The 12,476-nt window shown below is 71.5% G+C and carries 9 protein-coding genes; 8 read left to right on the top strand and 1 reads right to left on the bottom strand.

Translation table 11 applies throughout. The annotated features are described in order from the left end of the window. Positions 1-59: 59 nt before the first annotated feature. From ABD875_RS08830 to ABD875_RS08800, 7 genes are all read left to right on the top strand, one after another. On the top strand, positions 60-1,004 hold the full coding sequence (locus ABD875_RS08830) for an alpha/beta hydrolase family protein (RefSeq protein WP_345173536.1): 945 nt from the start codon (positions 60-62) through the stop codon (positions 1,002-1,004). 21 nt (positions 1,005-1,025) lie between these two features. Then, a complete protein-coding gene (locus ABD875_RS08825) occupies positions 1,026-1,601 on the top strand; it encodes an MOSC domain-containing protein (RefSeq protein ID WP_345173533.1) in 576 nt (191 codons plus the stop codon). Positions 1,602-1,688: 87 nt separating this feature from the next. Next, entirely contained in the window at positions 1,689-3,527 is a 1,839-nt protein-coding gene (locus tag ABD875_RS08820; protein WP_345173530.1) for an AMP-dependent synthetase/ligase, read from the top strand. A gap of 93 nt (positions 3,528-3,620) precedes the next feature. After that, a complete protein-coding gene (locus ABD875_RS08815; protein WP_345173527.1) occupies positions 3,621-4,283 on the top strand; it encodes a hypothetical protein in 663 nt (220 codons plus the stop codon). Between the two features lie 8 nt (positions 4,284-4,291). After that, positions 4,292-5,809 (top strand): DNA polymerase Y family protein, encoded by a 1,518-nt coding sequence (locus ABD875_RS08810; RefSeq protein WP_345176278.1) that lies wholly within the window; start codon positions 4,292-4,294, stop codon positions 5,807-5,809. Positions 5,810-5,821: 12 nt separating this feature from the next. Next, positions 5,822-9,208: an error-prone DNA polymerase gene (locus tag ABD875_RS08805; protein WP_345173524.1), complete on the top strand. Its 3,387-nt coding sequence runs from the start codon at positions 5,822-5,824 to the stop codon at positions 9,206-9,208. Between the two features lie 54 nt (positions 9,209-9,262). Continuing rightward, positions 9,263-10,141 (top strand): dioxygenase family protein, encoded by an 879-nt coding sequence (locus tag ABD875_RS08800; protein ID WP_345173521.1) that lies wholly within the window; start codon positions 9,263-9,265, stop codon positions 10,139-10,141. A 37-nt stretch (positions 10,142-10,178) separates the two neighbouring features. Here ABD875_RS08800 and ABD875_RS08795 read toward each other — a convergent pair whose 3' ends face one another. Next, entirely contained in the window at positions 10,179-11,099 is a 921-nt protein-coding gene (locus ABD875_RS08795; protein WP_345173519.1) for a hypothetical protein, read from the bottom strand. A gap of 137 nt (positions 11,100-11,236) precedes the next feature. On the opposite strand from ABD875_RS08795, the gene hemW reads away from it, so the two are divergent. Beyond that, positions 11,237-12,463 (top strand): radical SAM family heme chaperone HemW, encoded by a 1,227-nt coding sequence (gene hemW / locus ABD875_RS08790; protein WP_345173517.1) that lies wholly within the window; start codon positions 11,237-11,239, stop codon positions 12,461-12,463. Positions 12,464-12,476: the final 13 nt, after the last annotated feature.

The raw sequence follows: 12,476 nt of genomic DNA, 5'->3' as shown, positions 1-12,476 counted from the left end.
AGTCGGCCGGCCCATTCGCCAATCTGTGCACGATATATCATCTAGGAAAGGTGCACAGCATGATTCGGTCCCCCCGCCGACGCTCGCTCCTCGCAGCCCTGGCCCTCGCGTTCACCGGCCTCGCCGTGCCGGTGGCCGCCCCGCTCGCCGCCCAGGCCGACCCGGTCTCGCCGGTCTCGCAGGTCGCGGTCTCGACGTACCACTCGCAGATCACCAACGACGGCACCAACGTCTACTACCCGACGAACCCGACCGGGACGCTGCCGGTCGCGCTGCTGCTCCAGGGCGGCAAGGTGCACCGGATGCACTACGCGGAGTACGCCGCGGAGGTCGCGTCGTACGGCTTCGTCGTCGTGACGCCGAACCACCGCCGCCTGAACTTCTTCAGCCTCGACTACTACACCTCGACCAGCCAGATCGGCGAGACGCTCAGCTGGATGTCCACCGAGAACGCGCTGGCCACGTCGCCGCTCAAGGGCCACATCGACACGAGCACGCTGGTGCTGCTCGGCCACTCCTTCGGGGGCGCGACCGGCCTGTCGATCGCCGAGAGCAAGTGCTCCATCCCGTTCTGCACCGGGCTCACGTTCACGCTCCCGAGCCAGGTCAAGGCGGGTTCGTTCTACGGCACGCACAACGAGTTCCTCGGCTCGTACGCGAACGTGAACAACAAGATCCCGGTCCAGCTGGTCCAGGGCCAGGAGGACGGCGTCGCCGAGCCCGCGCAGGCGGAGACGACGTTCTCGAAGATCCAGAACGGCCCGAAGCAGATCGTGCGGCTGAGCGGCGCCAACCACTACGGGATCACCAACACCCAGAACCCGTCGGGCGCCGACCCCGAGGTCGGACCGCAGTCGCTGTCGCAGTCGCAGTCGATCGACGAGGCGGCCCGGTGGGCCGCGCTCTGGCTGCGCGCCCAGCTCGGTGACGCGGCGGCGGCGACGTACGTCACGAGCACCGGCGACGCCGCCGACCCGCTCGTCACGGTCACCACGGCGCCCTGACCGGCCTGCGACGATGGGGGCGTGACAGCGTCCGCCCCCGTCGTCGCATCCGTCAACGTCGGTACGCCGCAGCAGGTTTCCTGGACCCGCGGTCGGCGTACCGCCATCGAGAAGCGCCCGGTCACCGGGCCGGTGGCCGTGCGCGCGCTCGGGCTCGACGGCGACCAGGTCTCGAACCGCAAGCACCACGGGGGAGTGGACAAGGCGGTCTACGCCTTCGCCCGCGAGGACCTCGACCGCTGGGGTGACGAGCTCGGCAGCACCCTGCCCGACGGGTTCTTCGGCGAGAACCTCACGACCGCCGGCATCGACGTCAACGAGGCCGAGATCGGCGAGCGCTGGCGGATCGGCTCCGCGGAGCTCGAGGTCGCCGGCATCCGCACGCCGTGCCAGACGTTCAGCTCCTGGCTGCGGGTCTCGGGCCTCGACAACCGGGGCTGGGCCGCGCGCTTCACGGCCGCCGGTCGGCCCGGTCCCTACCTGCGCGTCGTGCGTGAGGGGGAGCTCGCGGCCGGCGACGGGATCGAGGTCCTGCACCGCCCTGGGCACGGGCTCACGGTGACCGCGATGTTCCGCCAGCGGATGGCGGCACGCTGACCTGGGGGACTTGCTACCCGTGAGTTGGGTTCGTGATCTAGGTTACTCCGCAACCCCGTTCCTCTCGGCCACCTCGCAGGAGTGACCATGACCGCCCAGGCCAGCCAGGCGCCCAACTTCGACCCGTCCTTCGTGGACAACCTGACCCCGAACGTCGCGGTCCAGTTCCTGGACCGCGTCGCCACCTCCGGCTCCAAGGAGGCGTTCCGCTACCCGCGCGGTGAGGCGTGGGAGTCGGTCACGTGGAGCCAAGTGGGCGACCTGGTGGAGAAGCTCGCGGCCGGCCTGCTGTCGCTCGGGCTGCAGTCGGAGCAGCGCGTCGGCATCGTGTCCGGGACCCGCTACGAGTGGATCCTCGCCGACCTCGCGATCATGTGCGCCGCCGGCGCGACGACCACGGTCTACCCGTCGACGAACTCCGAGGACACGGCGTACATCCTCGGTGACTCCGAGAGCAAGGTCGTCTTCGCCGAGGACGACGAGCAGATCGCCAAGCTCAAGGAGCACAAGGCCGAGCTGCCGCACGTCGGCAAGGTCGTGACGTTCGACGGCACCGTCGACGGTGACTGGGTGATCGGCCTCGACGACCTCGCCAAGCTCGGCGAGGCCTACCTCGCCGACCACGCCGGCGTCGTCGAGGAGACCGCGCGCTCGATCGCGCCGGACCAGCTCGCCACCCTGATCTACACCTCCGGGACCACCGGTCGCCCGAAGGGCGTGCGGCTGCTGCACCGCTCGTGGGTCTACGAGGGCACCGCGATCCAGGTGCAGGACATCCTGCACGAGGACGACCTGCAGTTCCTCTGGCTGCCGATGGCGCACTCGTTCGGCAAGGTGCTGCTCTCCGCCCAGCTCGCGTGCGGCTTCGCGACCGCCGTGGACGGCCGGGTCGAGAAGATCGTGGACAACTGCGCGATCGTGAAGCCGACGTTCATGGGTGCGGCGCCGCGCATCTTCGAGAAGGCGCACAGCCGGATCGTGATGATGCAGGCCGCCGAGGGCGGCGCCAAGGAGAAGATCTTCAACAAGGCCTTCGAGGTCGGCATCAAGGTCGACAAGCTCAAGCTCGAGGGCAAGTCGGTGCCGTTCATGCTGAACCTCCAGCACGGCCTCTTCGACAAGCTGGTGTTCAGCAAGGTGCGCGCCCGCTTCGGTGGCCGGGTCCGGTTCTTCATCTCCGGCTCCGCCGCGCTGAACTCCGAGATCGCCGAGTTCTTCCACGCCGCCGGCATCCTCATCCTCGAGGGCTACGGCATGACCGAGAACTCCGCCGGCGCCACGGTCAACCACCCGAGCCGCTACAAGATCGGCTCCGTCGGCCACGCGCTGCCCGGCAGCGAGGTGAAGATCGGTGAGAACGACGAGGTCATGCTCCGCGGGCCGCACATCATGGCCGGCTACCACAACCTGCCGGAGGAGACCGCGAAGACGCTGACCTCCGACGGCTGGCTGCACACGGGCGACAAGGGCAGCCTCGACGCCGACGGCTTCCTCACGATCACCGGCCGGATCAAGGACCTCTTCAAGACCTCGGGCGGCAAGTACGTCGCCCCGACCGCGATCGAGTCGAAGTTCAAGGCGATCTGCCCCTACACCAGCCAGTTCCTGGTGTTCGGCAGCGAGCGCAACTTCGTGGTCGCGCTGATCACCCTCGACCCGGACGCCATGGCGGCCTGGGCGGAGGAGAACGGCATGGCCGGCAAGTCGTACACCGAGATCGTCACCTCGGACGCGGTCAAGACGATGGTCGGCGGCTACGTCGACGAGCTGAACTCCCGCCTGAACCGCTGGGAGACCATCAAGAAGTGGGAGATCCTCGACCACGACCTGACCATCGAGTCCGGCGAGCTGACCCCCTCGATGAAGGTCAAGCGCAACGTCGTCGAGGGCAACAACAAGGCCCGCATCGACGCGTTCTACAGCTGATCTGATCGGGTCGTCCGCCTCTCGGCTTGTCCTAGGCAGCCGAGAGGCGGACGACCCGATTGACTCATTCGAACAGATGTTCGAAGATGGGGTGTGACTCCCGCACCCGCCACCCTCGACACCATCGCGCAGCTGCGCAGCCGGATGGCGGGCATGCAGGACGGCATGCCCCGCCTCCCGCTGGAGACCCACCCGGCGCTGGCCGGGCTGGTCCAGCTGCGCGCCGGCGGGAGCTACGCGGTCGACAGCGCCAGCCTGGCGCTGGCGCTGGTGGCCGGCCCGTCCAGGGCCGGCAGCTGGGCGGCCGCGGTCGGGGTGAGCGACTTCGGCGCTGAGGCCGCCCGCGCGCTGGGGGTCGACCTGGACCGCACGGTGCTGGTGCCCGACCCGGGGGAGCAGTGGCTCGAGGTGGTTGGCGCGCTGGTCGACGTCGTGACCGTGGTGCTGGTGAAGCCGCCCGGCCGGGTCCCCGAGCAGGTCGCGGCCAAGCTCGGCGCCCGGCTGCGCAAGCGGTCCGCCGCGCTGGTCGTCCTCGGCGACTGGCCCCGCGCCGAGGTGCGGCTGACCACCCGCTCGCCCGCCTGGAGCGGCGTCGGCGCCGGCCACGGCCACCTGCGCGCCCGCCGGATCCTGGTCGAGGCGCACCGCGGCTCGGCACCGCCGCGGCGCGGGGCGCTGTGGTTCCCGGCCGAGGACATGACGTACCGACGTGCCGACGAGCTGGTCGCCGTACCCGCCGTGGAGGCGGCGAGCTAGTGCGCGTCATGGTCACCTGGTGCCCGGACTGGCCGGTGGTCGCGGCCCTGGCCGAGGACGGGCTGCCCACCCACCTCCCGGCCGCGGTCTTCCACGCCAACCGGGTGGTCGCGAGCAACGCCGCCGCCCGCACCTCCGGTGTCCGCCGCGGGATGCGCCGCCGTGACGCCCAGGGCCGCTGCCCCGAGCTCAAGGTGTACGCCGCCACCCCGGACCGCGACGTGCGCGCGTTCGAGCCGGTGCTCGCCGCGGTCGAGGAGATCCGCCCGGGCGTGACGCCGCTGCGGCCGGGACTGCTGGCGGTGCGCGCGCCGGGCCGGTTCCATGGTGGCGAGCCGGCCGGCGCCGCGCTGCTCGCCGAGCGGCTGGTCGGGCTCGGCGTGTGGGACTGCCGCTTCGGCGTCGCTGACGAGCTGTTCACCGCCGAGCACGCCGCACGGCACGCCGAGCGGCAGGACTGCCTGGTCGTCGAGCCGGGGGAGTCGGTGCCGTTCCTGCGCGGCCTGCCCATCCAGGTGATCGAGGACCTCGACGCGGTCAGCCTGATGAAGCGGCTCGGGCTGCGCACGCTCGGCGACCTGGCCGACCTGTCCGCCGTCGACGTACGCGACCGGTTCGGCCGGCAGGTCGCGTGGGTGCACCGGGTGGTCAGCGGCGACGGCGCCGAGGCGCTCGCACCGCGCACCCCGCCGCCCGACCTCGCCTGCCACGTCGACTTCGAGCCGCCGCTCGACAATGCCGAGACGATCAGCTTCAGCGTCCGCCAGACCGCCGACCGGGTCGTCGACCAGCTGGCCCGCCTCGGGCTGGTGTGCACCGAGGTGCTCATCGAGGCGCGCTGCGAGGGCTCGTCCGAGCCCGCGTCCGCGCGGGTCTGGCTGCACCCGCGCTGGTTCACCGCCGCCGATCTCGTCGACCGGCTGCACTGGCAGCTGCAGGGTGGGTTCCGGGCCGGCGACATCCGCGCGCCGGTCGACCGGGTGCTGATCACACCACTCACCGTCGTCCCCGACGCCGTGCACGCGGACGGGCTCTGGGGCGGCACCGACGAGCGGGTCGAGCGCGGCATCGCGCGGGTGCAGGGGATGCTCGGCCACGAGGCCGTGGTGCGACCGGTGCTGCAGGGCGGCCGGGCGCCCGCGGACCGGCAGGTGCTGGTGCCGTGGGGCGAGCGGCCCACCGGGCTGCGGCCGGTCGGCCCGCCATGGCCGGGCAGCATCCCGCCGCCCGCGCCGTCGCGCGTGCTGGCCAGCCCCTGGGCGGCCGCGATGATCGGCGCTGGTGGGCACACCGTCGGCGTCGACGAGCGCGGCGGGGTGACGTGCGAGCCCGAACAGTTCCGTCCCGGTCCCTCCGGCGACTGGCAGCCGGTCGCCGCGTGGGCCGGACCGTGGCCGGTGGAGGAGCTGTGGTGGGAGTCGAGCCCACGACGCGTCGCCCGCTTCCAGGTGGTCGGCGTCGACGGCCGCGCGTGGCTGATGACGTGGGACGCCGGGGTCTGGTTCACGGAAGCCGCCTATGACTAGCAGGGCCGACTGATGGGCTGGAACAACCCCGCGATCTCCTGGGGCGAGCTGGAGAAGCGGCTCTCCGGGCGGGTCAACACGCCCCAGGACCCCGAGGCGCCGATCTCGCAGCGCAAGCGCAAGCAGCAGCGCGTCGACATCGAGCGGCCGACCGGCCCGGTCACGCCGTACGCCGAGCTGCACTGCCACTCGAACTTCAGCTTCCTCGACGGCGCCAGCGGCCCCGACCACCTGGTGCTCGAGGCGCTCCGGCTCGGGCTGCACGCGCTGGCGATCACCGACCACGACGGGTTCTACGGCGCGCCGCTCCTTGCGGAAACGGCGCAATTGCACGGTGGCCTGAAGACGATCTACGGCGCCGAGCTATCGCTGGGGCTGACCAAGCCGCAGAACGGCGTGCCCGACCCCGAGGGTGGTCACCTGCTGGTCCTCGCGCGCGGGGTCGAGGGCTACCACCGGCTGGCCGGCGCGATCACCGACGCCCAGCTGCGCGGCGACGAGAAGGGCAAGCCGGTCTACGACCTGCGCGAGCTCGCCGAGCGCGGGCGCGGGCACTGGCTGGTGCTCACCGGCTGCCGCAAGGGCGCCGTGCGTCAGGCACTGACCCGCGGCCCGTCGTACGCCGCGACCGAGCTGGACCGGCTGACTGCGCTGTTCGGTCACGAGAACGTCGCCGTCGAGCTGATCGATCACGGGCACCCGACCGACAGCGCCGACAACGACGCGCTCGCCCGGCTGGCGCGCGACCACGGGCTGCCGTACGTCGCCACCAACAACGTGCACTACGCCCGGCCCGAGCAGCACCGGCTCGCCGGGGCGATGGCCGCCGTCCGCGCCCGTCGCAGCCTGGCCGAGATGGACGGCTGGCTGCCGGCGTCGGGGCTGGCCAGCCTGCGCTCGGGTGCGGAGATGGCGCGCCGGTTCGCGCGCTACCCGGGCGCGGTCGAGCGCAGCGTCGTGCTCGCCGACGAGGTCGCGTTCGACCTCCAGAAGGCCAGCCCGCGGCTGCCGAAGTTCGTCCCCGACGGGTGGACACCGGCGGGCTGGCTGCGCGAGCTGACCGAGCGCGGCTTCGCGATCCGCTACGCCCACGAGCCCCATGCCCGCGAGGCCCGCGAGCGGGTCGAGCACGAGCTGAAGGTGATCGCGGAGAAGGACTTCGACGGCTACTTCGTGATCGTCCACGACATCGTGGAGTTCGCCCGCGAGCGCGGGATCCTCTGCCAGGGCAGGGGATCCGCGGCCAGCTCGGCGGTCTGCTACGCGCTCGGCATCACCGCGATCGACCCGGTCTTCTACCGGCTCCCGTTCGAGCGGTTCATCTCGCAGCACCGCGAGGAGGAGCCCGACATCGACGTCGACTTCGACTCCGACAAGCGGGAGCAGGTCATCCAGTGGGTCTACGAGAAGTACGGCCGGCACAACGCCGCCCAGGTGGCGAACGTCGTCGGCTACCGGCCCAAGATGGCCGTCCGTGACGCCGCGAAGGCGCTCGGCCACTCGCCGGGCCAGCAGGACGCCTGGTCGAAGCAGGTCACGTCGTGGACCGAGGTCGCCGTGCGCGAGGGTGGCGAGCACGACGTACCCCCTCCGGTCGTGGACCTCGCCAACGGCTTCCTCGGGGCGCCGCGCCACCTCGGCATCCACTCGGGCGGGATGGTGCTCACCGAGCGGCCGATCGGTGAGGTGGTGCCGATCGAGCGGGCGCGGATGGAGAAGCGCACCGTGCTGCAGTGGGACAAGGACGCCTGCGAGTTCATGGGGCTGGTGAAGTTCGACCTGCTCGGGCTCGGGATGCTCAGCGCGCTCGACCACATGATGGTGATCGTGCGCGAGCACCTGCGTGAGGACTGGACGCTCGCGTCGATCCCCAAGGAGGAGTCCGCGGTCTACGACATGCTCTGCCGCGCCGACTCGGTGGGCGTCTTCCAGGTCGAGAGCCGCGCCCAGATCGGCACGCTGCCGCGGCTGCAGCCGCGGGAGTTCTACGACCTCGCGATCGAGATCGCGCTGATCCGGCCCGGTCCGATCCAGGGCGGGGCAGTGCACCCCTACGTACGCCGCGCGACCGGCGTCGACCCGGTCGAGTTCGCCCACCCGCTGCTGATCCCGGTCCTCGAGCGCACCAAGGGCGTGCCGCTGTTCCAGGAGCAGCTGATGGACATGGCGCGGGTCCTCGGCGACTGCAACCGCGACGAGGCCGACCTGCTGCGCCGGGCGATGGGCTCGAAGCGCGGCGTCGAGCGGATCGAGTCGGTGAAGGCGAAGTTGATGTCCGGGATGGCCGACAAGGGCATCACCGGCGCGCAAGCGGACGCGATCTACCTGCAGATCCTGTCGTTCGCGAACTTCGGCTTCGCCGAGAGCCACGCACTGTCGTTCGCGAAGCTCGTCTACGCCAGCTCGTGGTGCAAGCTGCACTACCCGGGCGCGTTCCTCGCAGCACTGCTGCGTGCGCAGCCGATGGGGTTCTACTCGCCACAGTCCCTGGTGCACGACGCGCGCCGGCACGGCGTGGAGGTGCGCCGCCCCGACCTCGCACTGTCCCGCGCGACCGCCGACCTCGAGCTCGCTGGTCCTCCCGGTCCCACCGGACTCGACGCGTGCCTCTCCGACGGGGAGTGGGCGCCGTGGGTCCCGAACACGCCCGACCCGACCCCCGAGCATCGGCGCGACACGTCGTACGCCGTACGTCTCGGGCTGGACTCCGTGCGCGGCATCAGCACCACCGTCGCGGAGCGGATCGTGGCGGCGCGTGCGGAGCGGCCGTTCGCCGACCAGGCGGACCTGTCGCGGCGGGCCGGGCTCGACGCGCGGCAGCTGGAGGCGCTGGCGACCGCCGGGGTCTTCGAGGGGACCGGTCTCACCCGGCGGCAGGCGCTGTGGAACGCCGGCTGGACCGAGACCGAGGAGCACCTCGAGGGGATCCGCGTCTCCGGGGCGGCGCCGATGCTGCCGGAGATGGACGACGTCGAGATCACGATGGCGGACATGTGGGCGACCGGCATCACACCCGGGGCGCACCCGTTCGAGCACCTGCGGGACCGGCTGCGCGCGGTCGGGATCAAGTCGGTCGCCGACTGCTTCGTCACCGAGCCCGGGCGGGTGCACGTCGCGGGGCTGGTCACGCACCGGCAGCGGCCGGGCACCGCGCAGGGGGTCACGTTCCTCAACCTCGAGGACGAGACCGGGATGCTCAACGTGATCTGCACGGTCGGGGTGTGGCGGCGCTACCGCAACGTCGCCAACAGCGCCGCCGGCATGGTGATCCGCGGCATCCTCGAGCGGCGCGACGGCGTCACCAACCTGCTCGCCGACCGGCTCTCCGCGATCGAGACCGTGCACGCGCAGGCCGGTCAGGCGCTCCAGGCGCGGCACCGGTCGCGCGACTTCCACTGACGGCTCACTGCGGTCGCACAGCAATCACACAGGCACGCGGGGTCTTCTGGGGACATGGAAGAACGCGAAGACCACGACCTCGGCCTCTCCCACGACCTGCCTCGCATCGTCGAGCGCAACAAGCGGATGGGCCGGCGAGGGATGCTCGCGGTCTTCGGCGCCGCGGGAGTGGCCGCTCTGGCAGTGAGCTGTGGGACCGACGAACCCGAGACCGTCACGTCCTCCAGCACCCAGGGCGGTCCTCCCGCCGGTGGTACCCCGCCCGGCGGCGCCCCTGCTGGCGGGGAGACGTCGGTGCAGGTCGCGGACGGCGAGATCCCCGAGGAGACCGCCGGCCCGTACCCGGGCGACGGGTCGAACGGCGTGAACGTGCTCACGGAGTCGGGGGTCGTCCGGAGCGACCTCACCACGTCGTTCGGCTCGGCGTCCGGGGTCGCCGAGGGCATCCCGGTCACCATCCGGCTCAAGGTCCTCGACCTCAACGGGGAGGACGCCACCGCGATGGCCGGTGCGGCGGTCTACCTGTGGCACTGCGACCGGGAGGGTCGGTACTCGATGTACGACGAGGAGATCGCCGACGAGAACTACCTGCGCGGGGTGCAGGAGACCGGTGCCGACGGCCGCGTGGAGTTCACCTCGATCTTCCCCGCCTGCTACGACGGCCGCTGGCCGCACATGCACTTCGAGGTCTACCAGTCGCTGGACGACGCCACGTCGTACGCGAACAAGCTGCGCACCTCCCAGCTCGCGCTCCCGCAGGACGTCTGCGAGACCGTCTACGCCACCGAGGGCTACGACGCCTCGGTCGCCAACCTCGCCGCGGTCAGCCTCGACAGCGACGGCGTCTTCTCCGACGGCCACTCGCTCCAGATGGCCACCGTCACCGGCTCCGTCGACACCGGCTACACCATCACCCTCAACGTGCCGGTGTGACCGGGTCGTCCGCCTCTCGGCTGCCTATAGCAAGGCGTCAGGCGGACGACCCGAGCAGGCCGATGCGCAGCAGGTCCCGGACGATGCGCTCGGGATCGTCCCTGAGCTGGATCGCGGTGCAGCGCACGACGACAAGGCCGGTGGCGACGAGCTGACGCTCACGTTCGAGGTCGGCGCCCCAGTGCTTGACCGTCATGTGGAAGCCTCCGTCGACCTCCAGCACGAGGGTTCGACCGTCGGTCAGTGACCATTCGGCGTCCGTGTACCGAGCCCGCCCCGCTGAGTCCAGGCGCCTGGTCTGCCGCCGCGGCCGCGGCAGCCCGAACCGGTCGCACATCCTCAGGACGTCGAGCTCGGCCACGGACTGGCTCCCCTCCGCGATCTCGCCGAGCACGCGCCGGAACGGCTTCGCGCGACGCAGCGGGCGCATCCGGGTGATCCAGCCGTCGAGCCGGTACGGCGAGGTCAGCGACTGCTGCACACACGCTGCCAGCACGCCGTAGGCCGATCGCGTGACCGGGGTGTACGCCGCCCAGTGCAGGGCAGCAGGCTCGACCCGCCAGGTCGGCAGCGCCTTGGAGGAGGTCATCAGCTGGATCGGTCGCCGCGTCTCGACGAACTTGATGCCCTTGATCCTCTCGAGGTGGTGGGACTTCGGGATCAGCACGGTGATCTCGTCGCGGTGCCAGTTGTCGAGGCCGTGCACCTCCAGCGCGGTCAGCCCACCGATCGCGCTCCGCGGTCCTGCATGCAGGACCCCGGCCCACATGAGCTGTGGTCGCGTCAGTGCACCGGTCGTGGTGGCGAGGACGGTGCTGCTGATCTCCTGCCACCGACGTCCACTGAGCTGGGCGTCGACGTAGTTGCTGGTGAGACCGAGCTGCCTGAGCTGGCGCCGGGTGACCAACCCAGCCTGCCGCTGTGCCACCAGCACCCATCGCGGAGCGTTGCCTGTCATGGGCGACAGAGTTCCCCGTATCTCGAATCGCGGGGCTCGCTCTCCACAGGGCATCGGGTCGTCCGCACCACACGGGCCTCTAGCAAGCCGAGAGGCGGACGACCCGCCAACGCGGGGGGTGGGGGAGACTGGTGGGCATGCCGTCTGCCCTGCCCGCTGGTGATCCTGTTCCCGAGGACGGCGGCCTTCCGGACAGCGCGCTGGCGGGGGTGGGCAGCAGGCCGTTCGGGTTCTACGTGCACGTGCCGTTCTGCACGGTGCGGTGCGGCTACTGCGACTTCAACACCTACACCGCCGACGAGCTCGGGCCCGGGGCGAGCCGGGCGTCGTACGCCGACACCGCGATCGCGGAGGTACGACGCGCCAGGCAGGTGCTCGGCGACGTCGACGTGCCGGTCAGCACCGTGTTCTTCGGGGGCGGTACGCCGACGCTGCTCGACCCGGCCGACCTGAGCAACATCGTGCGGGCGATCGACCACGAGTTCGGGCTCGCCCCCGGCGCGGAGGTCACCACGGAGTCCAACCCCGACAGCGTCGACCTGGTCGCGCTGGAGGCCTTGCGGGCGGGCGGGTTCAACCGGCTGTCGTTCGGGATGCAGTCCGCGGTGCCGCACGTGCTCGCCGTCCTCGACCGCACCCACGACCCGCTGCGGGTGCCGCAGGTCGTCGACTGGGCGCGGCAGGCGGGCTTCGAGCAAGCCGGGGGCGGAAGCATCAGCCTCGACCTCATCTACGGCACGCCGGGGGAGAGCATCGAGGACTGGGCGACCAGCGTCGACACCGCGCTGGCGAGCAGCCCCGACCACGTGTCGGCGTACTCCCTCATCGTCGAGGAGGGCACCGCGCTCGCCCGACGGGTCAAGCGTGGCGAGCTGCCGATGCCCGACGAGGACGACCTCGCCGACAAGTACGTGCTGGTCGACGAGCGACTCGAGGCTGCGGGGCTGAGCTGGTACGAGGTCTCGAACTGGGCCAAGGACGACGCCAGCCGGTGCCGCCACAACCTCCTCTACTGGACCGGCGGCGACTGGTGGGGCGTCGGCCCCGGCGCGCACAGCCACGTCGGCGGCGTGCGGTGGTGGAACGTCAAGCACCCCGCGGCGTACGCCGACCGGATCGGCGCCGATCGCAGCCCGGCGCACGCCCGCGAGCTCCTCGACGAGGACAGCCGCCGCATCGAGCGGGTGCTGCTGGAGCTGCGGCTGCGCGACGGGCTGCCGGCCGACGCCCTCGACGCGCACGGACGCGCCGCGGTCCCGGGTTTGGTCGAGCGCGGGCTGCTCATCGAGCACGGCGCCCGGCTGGTGCCGACCCGCACCGGTCGGCTGCTGGCCGACGCGATCGTGCGCGACCTGCTGCCATAGGCCATCGCGGACC

It is taken from the genome of Nocardioides caricicola (assembly GCF_039541135.1).
Taxonomy (GTDB): Bacteria; Actinomycetota; Actinomycetes; order Propionibacteriales; family Nocardioidaceae; genus Nocardioides; species Nocardioides caricicola.
The sequence above is the reverse complement of the archived record's forward strand: the minus strand, read 5'-3'. Positions and strand labels throughout refer to the sequence as shown.